This window comes from Nocardia citri (assembly GCF_054065835.1).
In genome coordinates, this window is sequence record NZ_JBSUQM010000025.1 from 60,156 (window position 1) to 81,282 (window position 21,127).

19 protein-coding genes are annotated in these 21,127 nt (G+C 65.0%); 8 read left to right on the forward strand and 11 right to left on the reverse strand.

The genetic code is table 11. The annotated features are described in order from the left end of the window. Positions 1–3: 3 nt before the first annotated feature. The 9 genes from nuoH to ACW2Q0_RS25825 all read right to left on the reverse strand — a co-directional run bounded on the left by nuoH (position 4) and on the right by ACW2Q0_RS25825 (position 10,311). Complete coding sequence (nuoH, locus tag ACW2Q0_RS25785; RefSeq protein WP_457193493.1) at positions 4–1,815, reverse strand: NADH-quinone oxidoreductase subunit NuoH; 1,812 nt, start codon at positions 1,813–1,815, stop codon at positions 4–6. Next, positions 1,808–4,336, reverse strand: coding sequence for an NADH-quinone oxidoreductase subunit G (locus ACW2Q0_RS25790; protein ID WP_457193494.1), 2,529 nt, complete (start codon positions 4,334–4,336; stop codon positions 1,808–1,810). Before ACW2Q0_RS25790 ends, nuoH begins: the two co-directional genes overlap by 8 nt. Next, positions 4,333–5,646 carry an NADH-quinone oxidoreductase subunit NuoF gene (gene nuoF, locus ACW2Q0_RS25795; RefSeq protein WP_457193495.1) on the reverse strand — a complete coding sequence of 438 codons (1,314 nt, stop codon included), beginning with the start codon at positions 5,644–5,646 and terminating at the stop codon, positions 4,333–4,335. Before nuoF ends, ACW2Q0_RS25790 begins: the two co-directional genes overlap by 4 nt. After that, positions 5,643–6,353 carry an NADH-quinone oxidoreductase subunit NuoE gene (gene nuoE / locus ACW2Q0_RS25800; RefSeq protein WP_457193496.1) on the reverse strand — a complete coding sequence of 237 codons (711 nt, stop codon included), beginning with the start codon at positions 6,351–6,353 and terminating at the stop codon, positions 5,643–5,645. Before nuoE ends, nuoF begins: the two co-directional genes overlap by 4 nt. Continuing rightward, complete coding sequence (locus ACW2Q0_RS25805) at positions 6,350–7,684, reverse strand: NADH-quinone oxidoreductase subunit D (RefSeq protein ID WP_457193497.1); 1,335 nt, start codon at positions 7,682–7,684, stop codon at positions 6,350–6,352. Before ACW2Q0_RS25805 ends, nuoE begins: the two co-directional genes overlap by 4 nt. Beyond that, positions 7,684–8,457 carry an NADH-quinone oxidoreductase subunit C gene (locus ACW2Q0_RS25810; protein WP_457193498.1) on the reverse strand — a complete coding sequence of 258 codons (774 nt, stop codon included), beginning with the start codon at positions 8,455–8,457 and terminating at the stop codon, positions 7,684–7,686. Before ACW2Q0_RS25810 ends, ACW2Q0_RS25805 begins: the two co-directional genes overlap by 1 nt. Then, a complete protein-coding gene (locus ACW2Q0_RS25815; RefSeq protein WP_364386207.1) occupies positions 8,454–9,008 on the reverse strand; it encodes a NuoB/complex I 20 kDa subunit family protein in 555 nt (184 codons plus the stop codon). The genes ACW2Q0_RS25810 and ACW2Q0_RS25815 overlap by 4 nt, the downstream gene beginning before the upstream one ends. Positions 9,009–9,085: 77 nt before the next feature. Continuing rightward, the gene (locus tag ACW2Q0_RS25820) at positions 9,086–9,454 is read right to left on the reverse strand and encodes an NADH-quinone oxidoreductase subunit A (RefSeq protein ID WP_457193499.1); all 369 of its coding nucleotides are present in this window, start codon (positions 9,452–9,454) and stop codon (positions 9,086–9,088) included. A 446-nt stretch (positions 9,455–9,900) separates the two neighbouring features. Then, positions 9,901–10,311: an Rv3143 family two-component system response regulator gene (locus ACW2Q0_RS25825; protein WP_457193500.1), complete on the reverse strand. Its 411-nt coding sequence runs from the start codon at positions 10,309–10,311 to the stop codon at positions 9,901–9,903. A 155-nt stretch (positions 10,312–10,466) separates the two neighbouring features. Between ACW2Q0_RS25825 and ACW2Q0_RS25830 the strand changes: the two genes are divergently transcribed. From ACW2Q0_RS25830 to ACW2Q0_RS25840, 3 genes are read left to right on the forward strand one after another with little or no spacing between them, the layout of a single operon-like run. Beyond that, on the forward strand, positions 10,467–12,008 hold the full coding sequence (locus ACW2Q0_RS25830; RefSeq protein ID WP_457193501.1) for a hypothetical protein: 1,542 nt from the start codon (positions 10,467–10,469) through the stop codon (positions 12,006–12,008). Between the two features lie 3 nt (positions 12,009–12,011). Continuing rightward, the gene (locus ACW2Q0_RS25835; RefSeq protein WP_457193502.1) at positions 12,012–12,455 is read left to right on the forward strand and encodes a hypothetical protein; all 444 of its coding nucleotides are present in this window, start codon (positions 12,012–12,014) and stop codon (positions 12,453–12,455) included. Continuing rightward, positions 12,452–13,885 carry an FHA domain-containing protein gene (locus tag ACW2Q0_RS25840; protein WP_457193503.1) on the forward strand — a complete coding sequence of 478 codons (1,434 nt, stop codon included), beginning with the start codon at positions 12,452–12,454 and terminating at the stop codon, positions 13,883–13,885. The genes ACW2Q0_RS25835 and ACW2Q0_RS25840 overlap by 4 nt, the downstream gene beginning before the upstream one ends. 3 nt (positions 13,886–13,888) lie before the next feature. Here the strand turns inward: ACW2Q0_RS25840 and ACW2Q0_RS25845 are convergent, their stop codons facing one another. Together ACW2Q0_RS25845 and ACW2Q0_RS25850 are read right to left on the reverse strand one after the other, a co-directional pair. Continuing rightward, a complete protein-coding gene (locus tag ACW2Q0_RS25845) occupies positions 13,889–14,746 on the reverse strand; it encodes a class I SAM-dependent methyltransferase (RefSeq protein ID WP_457193504.1) in 858 nt (285 codons plus the stop codon). 267 nt (positions 14,747–15,013) lie between these two features. Beyond that, the gene (locus ACW2Q0_RS25850) at positions 15,014–15,880 is read right to left on the reverse strand and encodes a LysR family transcriptional regulator (protein ID WP_457193505.1); all 867 of its coding nucleotides are present in this window, start codon (positions 15,878–15,880) and stop codon (positions 15,014–15,016) included. Positions 15,881–16,114: 234 nt separating this feature from the next. Between ACW2Q0_RS25850 and ACW2Q0_RS25855 the strand changes: the two genes are divergently transcribed. The 5 genes from ACW2Q0_RS25855 to ACW2Q0_RS25875 are packed head-to-tail and all read left to right on the forward strand — an operon-like array spanning position 16,115 to position 20,984. Then, entirely contained in the window at positions 16,115–17,557 is a 1,443-nt protein-coding gene (locus tag ACW2Q0_RS25855) for a form I ribulose bisphosphate carboxylase large subunit (RefSeq protein ID WP_457193506.1), read from the forward strand. A gap of 16 nt (positions 17,558–17,573) precedes the next feature. Beyond that, positions 17,574–17,996: a ribulose bisphosphate carboxylase small subunit gene (locus ACW2Q0_RS25860; protein ID WP_457193507.1), complete on the forward strand. Its 423-nt coding sequence runs from the start codon at positions 17,574–17,576 to the stop codon at positions 17,994–17,996. Next, the gene (locus ACW2Q0_RS25865; RefSeq protein WP_457193508.1) at positions 17,986–19,038 is read left to right on the forward strand and encodes an AAA family ATPase; all 1,053 of its coding nucleotides are present in this window, start codon (positions 17,986–17,988) and stop codon (positions 19,036–19,038) included. Before ACW2Q0_RS25860 ends, ACW2Q0_RS25865 begins: the two co-directional genes overlap by 11 nt. Then, positions 19,023–20,087, forward strand: coding sequence for a class 1 fructose-bisphosphatase (locus ACW2Q0_RS25870; protein WP_457193509.1), 1,065 nt, complete (start codon positions 19,023–19,025; stop codon positions 20,085–20,087). Before ACW2Q0_RS25865 ends, ACW2Q0_RS25870 begins: the two co-directional genes overlap by 16 nt. Positions 20,088–20,105: 18 nt before the next feature. Then, on the forward strand, positions 20,106–20,984 hold the full coding sequence (locus ACW2Q0_RS25875; protein WP_457193510.1) for a phosphoribulokinase: 879 nt from the start codon (positions 20,106–20,108) through the stop codon (positions 20,982–20,984). Positions 20,985–21,127 lie beyond the last annotated feature (143 nt).

Consider the following 21,127-nt stretch of genomic DNA (forward strand, 5'->3'; position numbering starts at 1 on the left):
CGTTCACCGGGTGCCTCCTTTCGGACCCGCGGCGGCGGGCTGCCTGGTGTCCGAGCCGCTGTCACCGCCCGGGACATTGCCGCGGTAGTAATCGCCTTCTGTCGCACCGGGATACATCGCATGCGGTGGAGCCGTCATACCGGGCTGTAGCGGAGCAAGCAGCCGGTCCTTCTCGTAGATCAGATCGGCGCGGTTGTCATCGGCCATCTCGTACTCGTTGGTCATGGTGAGCGCCCTGGTCGGGCAGGCCTCGATGCACAAACCGCAGCCGATGCAGCGCAGATAGTTGATCTGATAGACCTGTCCGTAGCGTTCGCCGGGCGAAAAGCGTTCGGTCTCGGTGTTATCCGCGCCCTCGACATAGATCGCGTCTGCGGGGCAGGCCCACGCACACAGCTCGCAGCCGATGCACTTCTCCAGTCCATCCGGATACCGATTGAGCTGGTGGCGGCCGTGATAGCGGGGCGCGGTCGGTACCTTCTGTTCGGGATAGGACTCGGTATTCGGCTTTTTGAACATGGTCATGAAGGTGACCGCGAAGCCCGTCAACGGTTCCAGCAGTCCAGGCTCGGGTTCCCGACGCCGCGTCGATGGATCCGGCAGCGGGGGCGTGGGGAATCCGAGGAAGACCGCGGCGCCACCCGATGCCGCCTGGGCGGGTTCGGCGACCGTCGGCGGCGCATCCGGTTTGCGCCCGGCCCGCAGGAACATCAGCACCATCAGACCGGAAATGATGATTCCGCTGATCACCAGCAGGGGCGTCTGAACGTGGTAGCCCTCGCTCTGCAGCACCCGGGCCGTGGCGACCAGCATGACCCACAGCAGTGAGGTCGGAATCAGCAGCTTCCAGCCGAGATTCATGAACTGGTCGTAGCGCAGGCGGGGCAGCGTGCCACGCAACCAGATGAAGACGAACAGGAATGTCCACATCTTGGCGATGAACCACAGTGCGGGCCACCAGTTGGAATTCGCGCCGTGCCACAGGTTGATCGGGAACGGTGCGTGCCAGCCGCCGAGGAACAGTGTGGTGGCGAGCGCGGAAACCGTTGCCATATTGATGTATTCGGCCATCATGAACATGGCGAATTTGAGCGAGGAGTATTCGGTGTGGAAACCACCGACCAGTTCGCCTTCGGCCTCGGGCAGGTCGAACGGTGCCCGGTTGGTCTCACCGACCATCGACACGCAGTAGATCAGGAATGAGGGCAGCAGCAGGAAGACGTACCAGGTGCCCTCCTGCGCCGCGACGATGCCAGAGGTGGCCATGGTGCCACCGAGCAGGAACACCGTCGCGAAGCACAGTGCCATCGCGATCTCATAGGAGATCACCTGCGCGGTCGAGCGCAATCCGCCCAACAGCGGATAGGTCGAACCGGACGACCAGCCCGCGAGCACGATGCCGTACACGCCGATCGAGGTGATGGCCAGGATGTAGAGCACCGCCACCGGCAGGTCGGTGAGCTGCAGCGCGGTCCGGTGGCCCAGGATCGATACCTCCGGCCCGATCGGGATGACCGCGAAGGCCATGAATGCGGGCACCACCGAAATGACCGGCGCCAGAATGAAAATCGGCTTGTCGACGATGGCCGGGACGATATCTTCCTTCAGCGCCATCTTCACGCCATCGGCGACGGCTTGGAGGGTACCCTTGGGGCCGACCCGGTTCGGGCCGACGCGCATCTGCATCCAGGCCACGATCTTTCGTTCCAGATACACCGCCATCATCGGCGTGAGCAGCAGGAAGGCGAAGATCGCCAGGGATTTTCCGATGACGAGCCACAGCGGGTCGTGGCCGAAAAGAGAGAGATCACTCATGGCGGTGTTCCTTCATCCTCTCGTCGGCGCGATACAGTTGCACCACACCGCCGGGCTGGGTGGCGAGCTGTTCGTTGACCGAGCAGCCCGGCGAGTTCAGTGGCAGCCACACCACCCGGTCGGGCAGATCGGTGATCAGCAGCGGCAGCGTGACGGTGCCGCGATCGGTGGCGACGACGATCGGATCGTCATCGGCGGCACCGATTTCGGCGGCGGTCGTGGGCGAGAGCCGCACTACCGGCGGCCGCGCGACACCCGCCAGATTCGGCTCGCCGTCCTGCATGCGTCCCTGATCCAGCAGCATCCGCCAGCCGGACAGGACGGCCGTACCGGGATTGGTCTGGGGCACCGGATGCGGCCGGTGCGCGGGCGCGGGTACCGGCGGACCGTCCCAGGCGCCGAGTTCGTCGAGTTCGGCCCGCGCGGATTCGGTATCGGGGAGGCCGAGTGCCACCTTCATCTCGGTCGCGATGGCCTGCAGCACTCGCTGATCCGACAGCGGTGCGGGTTCGCGGCGCACCATCGAATCACCGAGTGCGGCATCGAATCGCCGCGGTCGGCCCTCCCAGGTGCGGAAGGTCCCGGATTTCTGCATTGCCGAGGCCACCGGGAAGACGACATCGGCGCGGTCGGTGACCGCACTGTGCCGCAGCTCCAGGCTGACCACGAAGCGGGCGGCATCGATGGCCTCCAGCGCGGCCTCGGGGTCCGGGAAGTCGGCGATCTCGACACCGCCGATAACCAGTGCGCCAACGGTCGGCGCGGCCGTCAGAATCGCTGCGGTATCGCGACCCGCGGTGACCGGCAGTTCGTCGACATTCCAGATCATGCGAACCTGTTGGCGGGCGCGAGGATCCACGACCGGACGACCACCGGGGAGCAGTCCGGGCAACGCACCTGCCTCGACCGCGCCACGTTCCCCGGCCCGCCGCGGCACCCAGGCCAGGGCGGCGCCGGTTTCGTCGGCGAGCCGGACCGCCGCGGACAGTGCGCCCGGAATTCCGGCCATCCGCTCACCGACGAGCACTACCGCACCCGGCTGCCGCAACAACTGTGCGGCTGTCGCCAATGCGGCAGCGTCCGTGGCTATCTCACCGGCACGCAGCGCGTCGAGCAGATGCGGCTCGGCCCCGGGCACGACCTGCAGCAGTGTGCCCGACATCCGGTCCAGCCCGCGCGAAGAGTAGGCGGCGAGTGAGAAGATCGGCATACCGCGCTGACGTGCCGCCTTGCGCAGCCGCAGGTAGATGATCGGCGACTCCTCTTCCGGTTCCAATCCGGCGAGCAGCACGACCGGCGCGTGCTCCAGGGCGTCGTAGTCGACGGTGACACCCTGTCCGGCGATACGCGCGGCGAGGAAGTCCGCCTCTTCGGCCGAATGCACCCGGGCGCGGAAGTCGATGTCGTTGGTGCCCAAGGCAACTCGGGCGAATTTGGCATAGGCGTAGGCGTCTTCCTCGGTGACACGACCGCCCACGAGCACGCCCGCGTTGCCCAGGGCCGATGCCAGCCCTTCGGCGGCGGCGGCCAAGGCTTCGGACCAGGACGCTGGTGCGAGGTTGCCGTCCCACCCCCGCACCAGCGGTGTGGTGAGCCGGTCGCGTTCGGTTGCGTAGGTGAACGCCCAACGGCCCTTATCGCAGTTCCACTCCTCATTGACCTGCGGATCGTCACCCGCCAAGCGGCGCAACACTTTTCCGCGCCGATGGTCGGTGCGCTGTGCGCAGCCCGATGCGCAGTGCTCGCAGACGCTCGGGCTGGAGACCAGATCGAACGGTCGTGCCCGGAAGCGGTAGCTGGTGCCGGTCAGCGCGCCGACCGGGCAGATCTGTACGGCATTGCCGGAGAAGTAGGAGTCGAATGGTTCGGCCTGTGCGGTGCCGACCTGTTCGAGGGCACCGCGATCCATGAGTTCGATGAACGGGTCCCCGGCGACCTGCTGGGAGAAGCGAGTGCAGCGCGCGCACAGCACGCAGCGTTCGCGGTCGAGCAGTACGGCCGTGGACAGCGGGATCGGCTTGGGGTAGGTGCGTTTCACGCCGTCGAACCGGGTTTCGGGTCGACCGCTCGACATCGCCTGGTTCTGCAGTGGGCATTCACCGCCCTTATCGCAGACCGGACAGTCGAGCGGGTGGTTGATGAGCAGCAGCTCCATCACCCCCTCCTGGGCCTTGGCGGTGGGAGGGGAGGTCAGCTGGGTGCGCACGATCATGCCGTCGGCGACGGCCATGGTGCAGGACGCCACCGGCTTGCGCTGCCCGTGCACCTCGACCAGACACTGACGGCAGGCGCCGACCGGGTCGAGCAGCGGGTGGTCGCAGAAGCGCGGGATCTGGATGCCGATGAGTTCAGCGGCTCGGATCAGCAGCGTGCCCGCGGGCACGCGCACCGGGGTGTCATCGATGGTGACGGTGACCAGGTCAGCGGCGACGAGTCCGCTGGTATCGGTATTCACGGTGGCGGGCCCACCGGTCACCCGGCCACCACCGGCCCTCGAATCGCTGCGCGAAGCTGTACTCATTTCACTCCTTCGGCCCAGGCGGTGGATCGCGCGGGATCGAACGGGCAGCGGTCGAGCCGCAGATGGTCGAGGTATTCCTGGCGGAAGTACTTCAGCGAGGAAATGATCGGGCTGGCCGCACCGTCGCCGAGTGCGCAGAACGATTTGCCGTTGATGGTGTCGCTGATATCGAGGAGCTTGTCCAGATCCGATTCGGTGCCACGGCCCGCCTCGATCCGCTTCAGCAACTGGACGAGCCAGTAGGTGCCCTCGCGGCAGGGCGTGCACTTACCGCAGGATTCGTGAGCGTAGAACTCGGTCCAGCGCAGCACCGCGCGCACCACGCAAGTGGTGTCGTCGAAGATCTGTAATGCCTTGGTGCCCAACATGGATCCGGCTCCGGCGACGCCCTCGTAGTCCAGTGGCACATCGAGGTGTTGGTCGGTGAACAGCGGTGTCGAGGAACCGCCGGGCGTCCAGAACTTCACCTGATGTCCGGCGCGTACACCGCCGGCATAGCCGAGCAGTTCCCGCAGCGTAATGCCCAGCGGCGCTTCGTATTGTCCCGGCCGGGCGACGTGGCCCGACAGCGAGTACAGCGTGAAACCCGGGGACTTCTCACTGCCCATGGACCGGAACCAGGCCGTGCCGTTCAGGATGATCGGCGGCACGCTCGCAATGGATTCCACATTGTTGACGACCGTCGGACAGGCATACAGACCCGCGACGGCCGGAAACGGCGGACGTAGCCGAGGCTGGCCACGGCGACCCTCCAGCGAATCCAGCAGCGCGGTTTCCTCACCGCAGATGTAGGCACCTGCACCGGCGTGCACGATGAGTTCCAGGTCATAGCCGGAGCCGAGGATGTTGTTCCCGAGGAATCCGGCTGCATACGCGTGCGCGACCGCGGCTTGCAGCCGCCGCAGCACCGGTACGACCTCACCGCGCACATAGATGAACGCGTGCGCCGCCCGAATCGCGTACGCCGCGATGATGACGCCCTCGATGAGGGTGTGCGGGGTGGCCAGCATGAGCGGAATGTCCTTGCAGGTGCCGGGTTCCGACTCGTCGGCATTGACCACCAGATAGTGCGGCTTGGTGACGCCGTCCGGTCCCGTCCCCTGGGGGATGAAGCTCCATTTCATCCCGGTCGGGAAGCCCGCGCCGCCGCGGCCGCGCAGACCCGCGTCCTTGATCGTTTGGATGACCTGATCGGGCTCCATACCCAAGGCCTTGCCCAGCGCCTGATAGCCGCCGTGGCCGCGGTAGTGCTCGATGGTCCACGACTGCGGGTCGCCCCAATACCGGGTGAGTACGGGAGTCAGTGTCATGATGCCTCGCCCGGCATCGGTTCCGGCGCTTGCATATTTTGTTCCTGCGCGACCCGCAGACCGGCCAGTGTCGCCTCGCCCGCCGCACCGTCGAGCACCCCGGGCCGTTCGTCCGGGAATCCGGCGAGAATGCGCGCGGTCTGCTTGAACGTGCACAGCGGCGCGCCGCGAGTTGGTGTCACCTGTTCGCCCCGACGCAGTGAATCCACCAGTGCGGCAGCCGATTCCGGGGTCTGGTTATCGAAGAACTCCCAATTGACCATCACGACCGGCGCGAAATCGCAGGCGGCGTTGCATTCGATGTGCTCGAGGGTGATCGACCCGTCTGGCGTGGTCTCGCCGTGCCCGATGCCGAGTCGGCGCTGCAGAGTCTCGAGGATGGCGTCGCCACCCATGACCGCGCAGAGCGTATTGGTACAGACACCAACGTGATAGTCGCCGGTGGGAGTGCGCCGGTACATCGAGTAGAACGTCGCCACCGCGGTGACCTCCGCGCCGGTCAAGCCCAGCTGGTCGGCGCAGAATTCGATGCCGGTGCCGGTGACGCAGCCCTCTTCGGCCTGCACCAGATGCAGCAGCGGCAGCAGCGCCGAGCGCGGCTGCGGATAGCGAGCGATGATCTCTTCGGCATCGACCTCCAATCGCTCGCGCACAAACGGAGCGAACGGCTGCGGCCGGGGGGACAGCTTCAACAGGATCTCGGTCATCGGTCAACTCCGCCCATCACCGGGTCGATGCTGGCGACAGATGCGATGACATCGGCGACCATGCCGCCCTCGCACATCGCCGCCACCGCTTGCAGATTCGTGAACGAGGGGTCGCGATAGTGCACCCGATACGGGCGGGTGCCGCCGTCGCTGACCATATGCACACCGAGTTCGCCGCGCGGCGACTCCACCGCCACGTACACCTGCCCCGCCGGTACCCGGATGCCCTCGGTGACGAGTTTGAAGTGGTGGATAAGCCCCTCCATGGATGTGCCCATGATGCGGCCGATGTGTTCGGGGGAGTTGCCGAGTCCGTCCGGACCCAGCTGCAGATCCGCTGGCCAGGCGATCTTCTTGTCATCCACCATCACCGGGCCCGGCCGCAACGTGTCCAGGCACTGCTCCACGATCTTGAGCGACTCCTTCATCTCAGCGACCCGGATCCAGTAGCGGCCGTAGCAATCGCAGCCGGTGGTGGTCGGCACGTCGAATTCGTAGTTCTCGTAACCGCAGTACGGCGCGGCCTTGCGCAGATCGTGCGGCAGACCGGTCGAGCGCAGTACCGGACCGGTGATGCCCAGGGCCATGCAGCCGGTGAGATCCAGGTAGCCGATGTTTTTGGTGCGTGCCTTCCAGATCGGATTCTGGGTGAGTAGATGATCCATATCGCGCAGCCGCTTGGGCAGCAGCCGCAGCAGCTCACGGACCTTGGTGACGCCGTCGTCGGGCAGATCCTGGGCAAGGCCGCCGGGCCGGATGTACGCGTGATTCATGCGCAGGCCGGTAATCGTTTCGAAGACATCGAGGATCAGTTCGCGTTCCCGGAAACCGAACAGCATCGGGGTGAGCGCGCCGAGCTCCATCGCGCCGGTCGCCAGCGCGACCAGATGCGAGGAGATCCGGTTGAGCTCCATGAGCATGACGCGAACGATGGTGGCGCGCTCGGGAATTCGGTCCTCGATATCGAGCAGCCGCTCGACGCCGAGGCAGTACGCCGTTTCGTTGAAGAACGGGGACAGATAGTCCATCCGGGTCACGAAGGTGGTGCCTTGGGCCCAGTTGCGGAATTCGAGATTCTTCTCGATACCGGTGTGCAGGTAGCCGATGCCACAGCGGGCCTCGGTGACCGTCTCGCCCTCGATTTCCAGGATGAGCCGCAGCACGCCGTGGGTGGACGGATGCTGCGGACCCATATTGACGACGATGCGTTCCTCGCTCGCGCCATCGAGGGTTTCGGTGACAGTGTCCCAGTCCTGGCCCGCGACCGTGACCACAGCGGGTTCGGGCCCGGTGTCGTTGTGGACGCCGGGCCGGGTGTCGATGTCGTTCATTACTTGTACGCCCTCCGCTCGTCGGGCGGCGGAATGCGCGCGCCCTTGTACTCGACCGGGATCCCGCCGAGCGGGTAGTCCTTGCGCTGGGGGTGGCCACGCCAGTCATCGGGCATGGTGATGCGCGTCAGCGAGGGGTGGCCGTCGAAGAGGATGCCGAAGAAGTCGTAGGTTTCCCGCTCATGCCAGTCGGTGGTCGGATATACGCCGAACAGCGACGGGATATGCGGGTCGGCATCCGGTGCGGCGACCTCGACGCGCAGGCGCCGATTGTGGGAGATGGACATGAGGTGATAAACCGCGTGCAATTCGCGGCCCGCGTCATCGGGGTAGTGCACGCCGCTGACGCCGAGGCAGAGCTCGAAACGCAGTGCGGCGCAGTCACGTAACGCCGCGGCGACCGTCACCAGATGTTCGCGCCGCACATGCAGGGTGAGCTCGCCCCGGAAGACGATCACCTTCTCGATGGCGCTGTCCCAGTTGGTGCCGACCGCACCGAGCGCGCCGTGCAATGCGGTGACGATCTCGTCGAAGTAGCTGCCGTAGGGTGCCGGGCTGCTGCCGGGCAGTGTCACGGGTCGGGCCAGGCGGCCATAACCGGAGGTGTCGCCGGTACCGGTGACACCGAACATGCCGCGGCGCACGCCGATCACCTCGGCCGCCGATGCCGAATCCGGCTCCGGCGGTGTGCCTTCCGGGCCCGCGGTGGCCGCGGCGTCGACGAACTCCTGCCGTGTCCTGGTTTCGGCATTGTCGGGGGAGTCGAAGGTCATCGCAGCAGACCCTCCATTCGGATGGTCGGCGTGGACGCCAACGCCGCCTCTTCGGCGGCGCGGATGGCCTCCTCCCGGTTGACGCCGAGTGGCATCTGCTGAATCTTCGCGTGCAGTGTCAGGATCGCGTTCAGCAGCATCTCCGGGCGCGGCGGGCAGCCGGGCAGGTAGATGTCGACCGGCACCACATGGTCCACGCCCTGCACGATGGCGTAGTTGTTGAACATGCCACCGGAGGACGCGCAAACGCCCATGGCCAGCACCCATTTCGGTTCGGTCATCTGGTCGTAGACCTGACGTAGCACCGGTGCCATCTTCTGGCTGACCCGGCCCGCGACGATCATCAGATCGGCCTGCCGCGGTGAGGCGCGGAACGCCTCCATGCCGAAGCGGGCGATATCGAAACGTCCTGCGCCGGTGGCCATCATCTCGATGGCGCAGCAGGCCAGCCCGAAGGTGGCCGGCCACAGTGAGCCCTTGCGCAGATATCCGGCGAAATCTTCGACCGTGCTCAGCAGAAAACCGCTGGGCAGTTTTTCCTCGAGACCCATGTTCGACTAACTCTCACTTCCCCTGTGCGTGCGGCCCGACGCGGCGAAATACCTTGCGGGCCAGTGCGTATGGGCGATCAGTCCCAGCTGAGGCCGCCACGGCGCCATTCATAGGCGTAGGCCACCGAGACGTTGAAGATGAATAGCGCCATCGCGGCGAGACCGAAGAGACCGAGCGCATCGAAGTGGACAGCCCACGGGTAGAGGAACACGATCTCGATATCGAAAATGATGAACAGCATGGCGGTGAGGTAGTACTTCACCGGAAAGCGTTGTCCGGTAACATTTCCCGGCCCACCCGCGACGGCATGCGGTGTCGGTTCGATGCCGCACTCGTAGGCTTCCTGTTTGGCCCGGTTGTAGCGCTTGGGGCCGACGAGGGCCGAGAGGATGACGGAGAACACCGCGAACGCGGTAGCGACCGCGCCGAGGACCAGAGTGGGCATCTCGATATTCACGACTGCAGTTCCCCTCCTTGCGAGCTGTAGCTGGCGGTTGGGCGTCATGTCCCCCGACGACGCCGGGGTGTGCTGGTCGGCGTCGCAATCATGACGGCAGCTTCCGAGGCGGGCCGACGTCGTTGTCCGCCTCGGTCAGACTCGCCTCATGGCCTGCTCACACCGCGCGGGTCTGTCATGTCCAGGAACGCACTCATGTGAGCTACGGCACAGCCTACAACCGTCACGACGGGTCGACCGTTTATTCGATTGGGCTCTTTGATCGAAAACGGGACTGCTATTTATGACTGAATCGGGGGTAATCCGACCCTTGGATCGCTAAGTGATTGCACCGTCACGTGACATCGGAGTGCCCGCGTCCTAGGTACGCCTCGACGGCACCGAGATGGGCGTCGTCACTTGCGGGCACGATGTGGTGATCGGGGCCGATTCGGTCAGGCGGCGGTGCGGTTGTGCAACACCGCGACGACGGCCTCGGTGAGCCGGATCGGATCGATCGGATGGGCCACGGCAGCCTCGGCGCGCGACCAGTTCGCGAGCCAGGCGTCGTCGGGGCGGCCGGTGAGTACCAGAATCGGTGGACACGGGGCGATCTCGTCCTTGAGCTGTTTGGCGATGCCGAGCCCGCCCGCCGGGGCGGATTCCCCGTCCAGGATGGCCAGGTCGATACCGCCCGCGTCCATCTGCTCGATGACTACCGGTGCGGTCGCCACCTCGAGGTATTCGAAGGCGGGCAGTTCGGGGTGCGGGTGTCTGCCCAGTGCCAGCACTACTTGGCGCCGGGTATCGGCGTCGTTGCTGTAGACCAGGACCCGCAGTGGGGTGGTACGAATCGCGTCGGCCACGCAGGCATGGTACTTCGGGGCGGGGGTACGGCGTAACAGGTTGGCGCAGATTGGCTCGGCGCGCGTCGCGGTGTCGTCGGTCGGTGGTGTGGAATGTATGCGCGGACAAGGTAATCGAAAGCAATTGCTAAGTGTGGGCCGGTAGCATCCCGAAAATGCGGGGAGATATCACACGCGAGCTCGTCGACACCGACGTGTGGACCGACGAGATGGTGGGCCGGACGGGCATTCCGGTGGTGGACGTTCCGTTCGTGACCATCGGCAGTGGGATCGGCTCCTTCGTCACCTATGACACTCTGCGGATCTACGGCGTTGCGGCGGCATCGATGGCGGTGCTCGGGCCGCAGGAGGTGCCGTGGTCGTCCTATGAGTATCTGACGCGGGTATCGCAGATTCCGCGCGCGGAGCGATTGCGCAGCGACTCGTCCTCGACGCCGGACAATATCTGGGGCTTTCCGTCCTATGCGGTGCGCGAGGCATTGGCGGAGAAAACGATGCGGCCGCTGTGGAATGTGTTCACCGAGCCGATCTTCAGCAATTACTACACGCCGCGGGCGGGGCAGGCGTTCGTCGCGATGGAGCGGGAGTTCCACCGGATCGGCTATGCGGGTTCGTTGTACAAGGGGCATGTGCGCATGGTGCGCAAACGTTACGGCGACGGATATTTCAGCGTTCTCACCCCGCCTGCCGGAGCGGCACCGACCAAGCGGATCGCGTTCCGCAGTACGTATGTCCATGTGGGCGTGGGTTATCCGGGGCTGAAGTTGCTGCCGGATCTGCAGGAGTATCGGGAGACGTACCGGGATCCGACGCGCGTGGTGAATGCGTACGAACCGCATGAGCACGTGTATCAGGCATTGCAGCGTAGGCCGGGGACGGTGATGATCCGCGGTAGCGGGATCGTGGCCAGTCGGGTGTTGCAGCGAATCATCGATGATCGCGACAAACTGCGGTTGAATACCCAGATCCTGCATCTGTTTCGGCATTATGTGGCCGCTGCGCACGGACCGAATATTTTCAGTCGGCGCAAGGGTGGCGACGGGTGGTCGTATCAGGGATTCAACTATCCGAAGTCGGTATGGGGCGGGCAGCTCAAAGCGAAAATGCGCACACTGCAAGGACAGCAGCGCGCACGCGCCTACCAGGAAATGGGCGGGACCAACACCCCGGTGCGCTCCCATTGGCAGGAGCAGTTGCGGCGCGGACGTAAGGAGGGGTGGTATCAGGTGATGGCGGGCAGTGCGCGTGATCTGCGGCCCGCGCGCGGGCCGGGCGGGGTGATCACCACGATCGTGCCGGATCCCGCCGCGGCGCTGCCGTTTCCGCCGCCGACCCAGCCGTTCGACATTTCGGCCGATTACATCATCGACTGCACCGGATTGGAGGCCGATGTGCGCGAACATCGGTTGCTGGCGGATCTGCTGGATCATGCCGGAGCCGGGCGTAATCCGATCGAGCGGATGGATGTGGCGACCACCTTCGAGTTGATCGGTACCCGAAGTGGCAGCGGACGCATCTATGCATCGGGTAGTGCGACGCTGGGGGGACCGTTTCCGGGCGTGGATACCTTCCTCGGGTTGCAGATCGCGGCCCAGGAGATCGCCGATGACCTTGCGGCTTTGGGTTTCTGCGAGCGGATGGGGCCGCTGCGGTCGACTCGGCAATGGTGGTTGTGGGCGATGAACAAGAAGATTTGATCGATGCTGCTTACCTTGAACGGGCGGATTCAGACCCGCCTACTCGCGCTCGGCGTTATCGGATTGCTGGTCGCGGTGATCATCACGCCGGTTCTGCCGACCGGATCGCTATCACTCGGCAATGCCTATCGGGTGACGTTGTCGGTGCTGGTGGCGACGGTGCTCGTCGGCGTGCTGTGGGAGTTGCTCTACCATTTTCTGCAGCAATTCCGGTGGGAGAAGGACTGGCCGACGCTGTTCGGCTTCTGGACGGTGCTCAACGAGGCGGCGCTGATGTGGGTCCTTGTGCACCACACGACCATCGTGCTGCCGCGCGCGCTGCATCCGTCGCTGACCGCATTCCTGATCCAGTTCATTGTCACGTGGATCGTGTTCTGGCTCATCGTGAACGGGCCGATGCGTGTGGTGTTTCATCGGTGGCGGTTCCAGGGTGGGCGATTCCGGTGAGTCCGCAGCTCGAGGTGCTGCCCGGTGGCACGCATCTGATCGCCAACACTGGCGGCGTGGTGCTCGTCGTCGCGCACCGTTCGGATATTGCGGCCGATGCCGAGTCGCCTGCGGCGCGGACACTGACGGCGCTGCTCGCGCTGGTGCGGGACGCGGGGGTTTCGGAGGTACCGCGCACCGGCCGCTTGTTTGCACGACGTGCCACCACGTGGCTGATGAGCCTGGATGATGAGGACCAGGTGGAATTCGCAGTGATCACCCCGAGTGCGACGGGCGTGGCGTTATTCCTGCACGGCCGCGTGACCGCGGTTCTGGAGAGCGTCGATCGCACCGAAGTACTGCGCGGTCGGGATGCCGGATTCACGGTCGACCGCGTGGTGATCGCGGTACCCGGTATCGGAATCGGGCTGTTCGTCGACGAGGACGGGATGACCGAGTCGACGCTACCGGGGCGCGGTATCGCCGGACTCGGCGAGGGAACAGTGCCCGGCGCCGGAGCGGTGTTGTGGTTCGGTGTGCCTGCGCCGGTTCGTGCACCGGCAGCGCGGAGCTCTCCTGCGGCCCGGCCGGTGGGAGCGGATGATGGTGCAATCGCGGTCGCGGCAGCGGCGAAAGGTGTGGTAGCGGTGCCGCAGGACCAGGTGGCGGATGTTGAACGGCGCGAGCTCGAGAGCGAGCCGGTCGAGCTCGTCGAACCGGTGGCGATCAGCTCGGAGGTCGAGTCGCAGCCGGAAGGCGGTGCCGTGCGGCCGCCGATCGGGGGCGGATCGGCGGGGACGGCGGCACCGTGGGAACGCGTGTCCGCGATGGGGATGGGAAATCTTCCGCCGAGGAATGCGGTGTCAGACATCGGACAGCGGCGGCGGATCGGGCTGCGGAAGGGTGCGCAACGATCCGAGCCCGGCGTGCCGGGAGTGCCACCGAAACAGCTGGAAAACACGGTGGTCGGAAGTGGTCGGGCGGTCGTTCGGGGGTTTATGTGTTCGCGGCAGCATTTGAACGATCCTCGGGTGTCGTTCTGTGCGGTGTGCGGGATCCGGATGGATCAGTTGACCTGTGTGTTGACCGAGGGGGTACGGCCCCCGCTGGGGTTGCTGATGCTCGATGACGGGACATCGTTCGTACTCGACAACGACATCGTCCTCGGGCGCGAACCCGAACATGCCGATGCGGTGCGGCGTGGTGCCCGGCCGATCCGGTTGCCGGACAGTTCAGGCGCGATGTCGCGGGCGCATGTGGAGGTTCGACTCGTCGAATGGGATGTCGTCGTGGTCGATCAGGGTTCGGCCAATGGCACCTATATCCGGATGCCCGGCCAGCCGGAGTGGATACGAGTCATGCCGAACCAGTCCACCACCCTGGCCGCAGGTGCCCAGATCCTGCTCGGCGGCCGGATCCTCACCTTCGACTCGCAACACAGCCAGTTCTGAACGCTAATCGCGTTCGAAGCGGACGATTCCGGACCAGGGGCTGCGGCCGGGTTTGCGTGGGTCGGGCTGGCGGAAATAGGTGAAGGGGCGCAGGTACCACGGTGCCCGATGGAGTTTGCGGGCGTGCAGGAGGAGGTGCTCGATTTCGCGGGGGTGCCAGCCGAGTTCCTCGAAGTAGGCGACACCGTTGTGGGGTTCGAACTTCAGGGGTGCGTTCTCGAACATCGAATTCCGGCGAATGCGGGGCATTTCCATGGTGACGTCCATGACCCACCAGCGGATCTCGGGCCGGGACAGGGCGGCGGCGATGGTACGGACCGTCGCTTCCTCAAGATACATCAGCAGCCCCTCGGTTAGCACCAAAGCCTTTGCGGCGGGGGAATTTTCGGGTTCGAGCGCGCCGAGTGCCCAGTCCAGGAACTGTGCCGGCGCGGCCGGATCGGCCAGGTCGACACCACGACGGATCAGCGCACAGCGCGGTTTCTCGTCCGCGAGAGCGGCCTCCTTCTCCGCGGTGAGCGCGGGCAGATCGGCCTCCACCCAGACGAAATCGGCGGGCAGGTCCAGGCGGTAGGGGCGGGTGTCGAGTCCGGCGGCGAGATTGAGCACCCGGTCACAACCCTCGGCGATCGCCGTCGCGATCAGATCATCGATGATTTTGGTCCGGGTGACCACCGGCCAACCGTTACGCATCATTGGCGACGCGGCTGCCACTATGGCGTAGCCGCGCTCGCCGGCCAGACGCTCGGCGAGCGGATCCCGGAACAGCGCATCCGCGCGCGCGGTCTCCATCGCGCGGTAGGTGGCCACCCAACGCGCGGTATCGGACACATTCGAAATCAACGCTTCCCCACCAGCCATGCGCGCCAGTCTGGCACAGCGTCGCATCGATACCGGGCCAGGTTCCCGATGGCGCGCCGAAGCGATCCGATTGGATTCACGTCGGGAACCGAGCCGCGCACAACGCGATATTTCACCTGCTCGTAACAGCGAAACGTGCTGCTGAGCTGGTACTCGGTCCAGAATCATCGCAATGGCGAATCCACCGCCGACAACCTGCGCGATCATCACGATCGCCAGTCAGGTGGAGTCCGGGTGTCGTGCCCCCGGACTCCACCGCCCAACCATCTAGCCGGGGTGGAACGCGTGAGCGCCCACTTCGGCCGGGTCGAGGATGTGGGCGAGAAACAGGCGGGTAGTCGGGGTGGGGGTGCGCGTGGTGACGGCGTGCCACGGGCGGTCCATGGGGGTGCCGTCGACCGGAAGAACGCGCAGCAGACCCGTTTCCAGGTCTTGGGCCAAGGCGTCGGTGTGGATGAGGGTCACGCCCAAGCCTTCACGTGCGGCGGCCAGGACGGCGCCGTGGCTGCCGAGGGTGAGGGTGGGCGGGGAGATTTCGAGACTGTCGATGAGGCTGAGGGTGGCGTCGCGGGTACCGGAACCGCGACCGCGCAGCAGCCAGGTGCTGCACAGCGGATCGGGACAGCCGGGCGCGCCGACGACCACGAGCTGACTGGGCCGTCGGGCGCGGATGACCAGCCCGGTGTCGCGCGGTGGGCGGCCGGCGATGACGAGATCCGTTTCGTGGTGGTGCAATTCGAGGAACAGCACGTCGCGTGCGTGCACCGACAGGCTCAATTCGATATCCGGATAGCGATTCCGGAATGACGCCAGCGGTCCGAGCAGCACATACTCGCCCGCTGTAGCGACCACACCGATCCGCAGCTTGCCGGTCTCGGCCCGGCGCACCGCGGCGTTGGCTTCCTGCATCAGCCCGAGAATGGTGCGGCAGTATTCGGCGTAGACGCGTCCCGCCTCGGTGAGCGCGATACCACGTCCAGCCTTCGCGATGAGCTTCGCCCCGAGCTGCTTTTCGATGTGCGCGACGGCCGCGGAGACCGCGGCCTCGGTGATGTGCAGCTGGGTGGCGGCGCGGCGGATGCCGCCCTGCCGGGCCACGGCCAGGAATGTTTCCATCCTCGCCGCACTCACCATGCCCACAATTCGACGGTATCAAACGCGATGAATCCGTTGAGTATTCCGAGGAACAATCAAATTGTCTGTCCTCGACAGCGCCGTCATCCTTGAACTCAGTAGGCGTTCACCCCACGCCTCGAGCGCAGCATCCCCGCCACAACCCCGAGCCGACTGTCCGGCTCGATATCCGGGCGCGGGTATCTCGCGCAACATATCCCGAGCGGATCACCCGCAAAACCGAGCGGAGCAACGATGACCGACGAAACCGAACCCAACCGCTGGGATCCGGGTGTCCATTCCTATGCTTCGATGGGCTACTACGCCCCGGATTATGTCCCCCAAGATACCGATGTCCTCGCGGTCTTCCGGGTGACCCCGCAGAAGGGTGTCGATCCGATCGAGGCCGCGGCCGCCGTCGCGGGCGAATCATCCACTGCCACATGGACTGTCGTATGGACCGACCGCCTGACCGCCCACGACCGCTATCAGGCCAAATGCTACCGCATCGATGGGGTTCCGGGCCGCCCCGGCGAGTACTTCGCCTATATCGCCTACGATCTCGACCTCTTCGAAGAGGGGTCGATCACCAACCTGACCTCCTCGATCATCGGCAATGTCTTCGGCTTCAAACCGTTGCTGGCGCTGCGGCTCGAGGATATGCGGATACCGGTGGCCTATGTCAAAACCTTCCAGGGGCCGCCGCACGGCACCGTCATGGAACGCGAGTACTTGAACAAATACGGCAGACCGCTGCTCGGTGCGACGGTGAAGCCGAAACTCGGCCTGTCCGCGCGGAATTACGGCCGGGTGATCTACGAGGCGTGCAAGGGCGGCCTGGATTTCACCAAGGACGACGAGAACATCAACTCCCAGCCGTTCATGCGCTGGCGCGACCGGTACCTGTTCGCCATGGAGGGGGTCAACCGTGCCATGGCCGAAACCGGTGAGATCAAAGGCCACTACCTCAATGTCACCGCGGCGACCATGGAGGAGATGTACGAGCGCGCCGAGTTCGCGAAGGAACTGGGCAGCGTCGTGATCATGATGGACCTCACGGTGGGATTCACCGCCATGCAGTCGATGTCGCACTGGGCGCGGCGCAACGGCGTCCTGCTGCACCTGCATCGGGCCGGACACTCCACCTACACGCGGCAGAAGACCCACGGCGTGAGCTTCCGGGTGCTGGCCAAATGGTGCCGCTTGATCGGCGTCGACCACCTGCACGCGGGCACCGTGGTCGGCAAACTCGAGGGCGATCCGGCGACCACCAGGGGCTTCTACGACACATTGCGGGAGAACCACATTCCCACCAATCCGGGCAACGGCATCTTCTTCGACCAGTATTGGGCCAGCCTCGGCGGTGTGATGCCGGTGGCCTCCGGCGGTATCCATGCCGGCCAGATGCATCAGCTGCTGGACCTTTTCGGCGATGACGTGGTCTTGCAATTCGGCGGCGGCACCATCGGACATCCGCTCGGCATCGCCGCGGGGGCGGAGGCGAATCGGGTGGCGCTCGAGGCGGTTGTCAAGGCCCGCAACGAGGGCCGCGATCTGCTCGAAGAGGGGCCGGATGTGCTGCGCAAGGCCGCCGAGATCTGCCGCCCGCTCGATGTCGCGCTTTCGACCTGGGGCGATGTCACCTTCGACTACACCTCCACCGACGCGCCGGATGCCGTACCGACGGCCAGCCGCTGAACGACAGGACCCGCACATGTATCTGCGCCACGGAACCTTTTCGTATCTACCCGAACTCACCGACGCTGAAATCGCCGCCCAGGTGCGCTATGCCCTGCTCAACAACTGGCCGGTGTCCATCGAATACACCGATGATCCGCACCCCCGAAACACCTACTGGGAAATGTGGGGGCTGCCGCTGTTCGATCTCGCCGAGCCCGACGGTGTGCTCGCCGAAATCGACGCGTGCCGCAATACCTTTCCGCGACACTACATCCGGGTCCTGGCCTACGACGCCCGCTACGGCAGGCAGACCACCGCATTGAGCTTCCTGGTGCAGCGTCCCGTCGACGAGCCCGGATTCGTACTGGCCCGCACCGAAGGACCGGACCGGCGCCAGACCTACGGGCTGCACTCGTATGCCACCGACGAACGACCGGGGACCCGGTATGGCGGCTGAAAGGTCGAGTGCGGCGAGCGGTTTCCGATTGCACCGGCCCGGTGTCGAGGACGGCAGGCCGGTGCGAGCGGTGCCCGCGGAGGCGGCGCCGGAGCAACCGCTGGCCGAGGATGCGGTGCTGGATCTGTCCACCGATATCGCGGGCAATGATGTCGCGGACGTATTGACCAGGCTCGACGCCGAACTCGTCGGTCTGGCGAATGTGAAGCGGCGGGTGCGTGAGATAGCGGCGCTGCTGCTGATCGATCGGGCCAGGCAGCGCTTCGGTTTGCGGGCCTGGCGGCCGACCATGCATATGAGTTTCACCGGCGGCCCAGGCACCGGTAAAACCACCGTCGCCCTGCGAATGGCCGAGATATTGCATGCGCTCGGCTATCTCCGTACACCGAAGGTACACACGGTAACTCGGGATGATCTGGTCGGCCAGTTCATCGGACACACCGCACCCAAAACCAAGGAGGCCCTGGCCAAGGCGGCCGGGGGAGTGCTGTTCATCGACGAGGCCTACTACCTGTTCCGGCCGGAGAACGAACGCGATTACGGACAGGAAGTCATCGAAATCCTGCTGCAAGAGATGGAAAGCGAGCGCACCAGCCTGGTGGTGATCTTCGCGGGCTATCCGGATCGGATGGAGAAATTCTTCTCCGCGAATCCGGGATTGTCCTCGCGGGTGGCCCATCATCTGGAATTCAGCGACTACACCCATGACGAGTTGGTGTGCATCGCCGAACTCATGGTGGTACGGGACAATTTCCGCTTCGACGAGATCGGATACGCTGCCTTCGGCGAATATCTCACGCTGCGGATGACCCGGCCCCGATTCTCGAACGCGCGCAGTGTGCGCAATGCCTTGGATCGCTGCCGGTTACGGCAGGCCAAACGGCTGGTCGAGCTACGGCGACCGCTCACCAAGACCGACCTGATCACGCTGACCGACCGAGATATTTACGGCAGCAGTGTGTTCGGGACAGGACAGCAGCCGGATGGGCCGACCGCAAGGGCCCCGGGTGACGAGATCGAGAACTCATGCCAGAAGGACTGAAGACCCTCACCCGGTACACGATCGAGGAGGAGCACCGGCATCCCGGATCATCCGGTGAATTCTCCGCTCTGGTGAACGTCGTTGCCACCGCGACGAAAATCATCGCCAATCAGGTGACCAGGGGCGCCATTGTGGGTTCCCTCGGTGCCTCCGAACCCGGTAATCTGGCGCCGACGGTGCACCGCAAACTCGATGCCATCGCCAATGACATCATGGTGGCCGAGACCCAATGGACGGGGCATCTGTCGGCGCTGTTATCCGAGCAGATGGCCGATATCCATCCGGTGCCGGATGTGCACCGGCGCGGCAAATATCTGCTGGCCTTCGATCCGTTGGACGGATCCTCGAATATTGATGTGAACCTTCCTGTCGGAACGATTTTCAGTATCCTGCGGGCACCAGAGAGTGGTCCGTCGACCACCGCGGACTTCCTGCAGCCGGGGGTGCGGCAGGTCTGCGCGGGATTCACGCTGTACGGACCGGCGACCATGCTGGTGCTGACTACCGGTAGCGGTGTCGACGGATTCACCCTGGATCGGGAGATCGGGGCCTTCGTATTGACCCATCCGCGGATGCGAATCCCGGAGGACACTTCGGGATTCGCGATCAATGCCGCCAATGAGCGGTTCTGGGAACGGCCGGTGCGACGGTATGTTCACGAATGTCTCGACGGTGTGGACGGTCCGCGCGGGCGGGATTTCAATATGCGCTGGGTCGCGTCCTTGGTCGCGGATACCTTCCACATCCTGACGCGCGGCGGGGTCTATCTCTATCCGTACGACACTCGGCGGCCGGGGCGGGTGTCGCTGCTGTACGGCGCGAATCCGATCGCCTACATCGTCGAACAGGCCGGAGGCTGGGCGACCACCGGTGGTGATCGGGTGCTGGAGGTGGCGCCGAAGCAGGTGCATCAGCAGGTGCCGCTGATCTTCGGTTCGCGCAATGAGGTCGCGCGAATCGAGCGCTATCACAGCGAGCCCGAGGAAGGGCCCAGTTTCGACAGTTCACTTTTCGGGTCGCGGTCGCTGTTCCGTCCGGCTGGGCGCTGAAATCCCTGAGGAGATCTCATGTCGGTCAAACACCCTGTCGTCGCCATCACCGGCTCGTCCGGGGCGGGCACGACCAGCGTCACGCGCACCTTTCAGGAGATATTCCGCCGCGAAGGGATCAGTGCGGCGATCGTGGAGGGGGATTCGTTTCACCGCTACGACCGCAACGAGATGAAACTCGCCATGGCCGAGGCGGAGCAGAACAACAATCGCACCTTCTCGCATTTCGGTGAGGAGGCGAATCTGCTGAAAGAGCTCGAGACGCTGTTCCGCGACTACGGGGAGACCGGCGTCGGCGCGGTACGCAAATACCTGCACGACGAGTCGGAAGCCAAACCCTATGGACAACCCGCCGGCACCTTCACGCCGTGGGAGGATCTGACGCCGGGCAGCGATCTGCTGTTCTACGAGGGACTGCACGGTGCCGCCGTGACCGATTCGGTGAATGTCGCGCGATACGCGGATCTGCTGGTCGGTGTGGTGCCGATCGTCAACCTCGAATGGATCCAGAAGGTGATCCGAGACAAAACCGAACGCGGCTATTCCAGTGAGGCCGTGATCGATACGATCCTGCGACGCATGCCCGACTACGTGAAATACATCTGCCCCCAGTTCTCCCACACCTATGTCAACTTCCAGCGCGTCCCCACCGTGGATACTTCCAACCCCTTCATCGCCCGCGCCATCCCCACCGCCGATGAGAGTTTCGTCGTTATTCGCTTCGCGGACCCCAAGGTCATCGACTTCCCCTATTTGCTATCGATGCTGCACGACTCCTTCATGTCTCGCCCCAATTGCATCGTGGTCCCCGGCGGCAAGATGGATCTGGCCATGCAACTCATCTTCACCCCCCTGATCCTGCGACTGATGGACAAGCGCCCCAAACGTTCTCGCTGATCGGCGGAGCAGTGCTGGGGTTCGCGCCACCCGGGGCCCGCTCGGCGCCCGGCCCCCGCCGAACCGGCCTGCACGGAGGGATACACGCCACGTTCGCGCGCATCAGTCCGGCAGCAGCGGGACCGACAGGCCTTCGCCGCGGC

Excerpts from the sequence above, each read along its gene's own strand:
- ACW2Q0_RS25845 (WP_457193504.1), bottom strand. The coding sequence starts at position 14,746 with ATGGCTGGTGGGGAAGCGTTGATTTCGAATGTGTCCGATACCGCGCGT.
- ACW2Q0_RS25835 (WP_457193502.1), top strand. The coding sequence starts at position 12,012 with ATGCTGCTTACCTTGAACGGGCGGATTCAGACCCGCCTACTCGCGCTC.
- ACW2Q0_RS25830 (WP_457193501.1), top strand. The coding sequence starts at position 10,467 with ATGCGGGGAGATATCACACGCGAGCTCGTCGACACCGACGTGTGGACC.
- nuoF (WP_457193495.1), bottom strand. The coding sequence starts at position 5,646 with ATGACACTGACTCCCGTACTCACCCGGTATTGGGGCGACCCGCAGTCG.
- ACW2Q0_RS25870 (WP_457193509.1), top strand. The coding sequence starts at position 19,023 with ATGCCAGAAGGACTGAAGACCCTCACCCGGTACACGATCGAGGAGGAG.
- ACW2Q0_RS25820 (WP_457193499.1), bottom strand. The coding sequence starts at position 9,454 with ATGCCCACTCTGGTCCTCGGCGCGGTCGCTACCGCGTTCGCGGTGTTC.
- ACW2Q0_RS25875 (WP_457193510.1), top strand. The coding sequence starts at position 20,106 with ATGTCGGTCAAACACCCTGTCGTCGCCATCACCGGCTCGTCCGGGGCG.
- ACW2Q0_RS25805 (WP_457193497.1), bottom strand. The coding sequence starts at position 7,684 with ATGAACGACATCGACACCCGGCCCGGCGTCCACAACGACACCGGGCCC.
- ACW2Q0_RS25860 (WP_457193507.1), top strand. The coding sequence starts at position 17,574 with ATGTATCTGCGCCACGGAACCTTTTCGTATCTACCCGAACTCACCGAC.
- nuoH (WP_457193493.1), bottom strand. The coding sequence starts at position 1,815 with ATGAGTGATCTCTCTCTTTTCGGCCACGACCCGCTGTGGCTCGTCATC.
- ACW2Q0_RS25850 (WP_457193505.1), bottom strand. The coding sequence starts at position 15,880 with ATGGTGAGTGCGGCGAGGATGGAAACATTCCTGGCCGTGGCCCGGCAG.
- ACW2Q0_RS25790 (WP_457193494.1), bottom strand. The coding sequence starts at position 4,336 with ATGAGTACAGCTTCGCGCAGCGATTCGAGGGCCGGTGGTGGCCGGGTG.
- ACW2Q0_RS25810 (WP_457193498.1), bottom strand. The coding sequence starts at position 8,457 with ATGACCTTCGACTCCCCCGACAATGCCGAAACCAGGACACGGCAGGAG.
- ACW2Q0_RS25865 (WP_457193508.1), top strand. The coding sequence starts at position 17,986 with ATGGCGGCTGAAAGGTCGAGTGCGGCGAGCGGTTTCCGATTGCACCGG.
- nuoE (WP_457193496.1), bottom strand. The coding sequence starts at position 6,353 with ATGACCGAGATCCTGTTGAAGCTGTCCCCCCGGCCGCAGCCGTTCGCT.
- ACW2Q0_RS25855 (WP_457193506.1), top strand. The coding sequence starts at position 16,115 with ATGACCGACGAAACCGAACCCAACCGCTGGGATCCGGGTGTCCATTCC.
- ACW2Q0_RS25815 (WP_364386207.1), bottom strand. The coding sequence starts at position 9,008 with ATGGGTCTCGAGGAAAAACTGCCCAGCGGTTTTCTGCTGAGCACGGTC.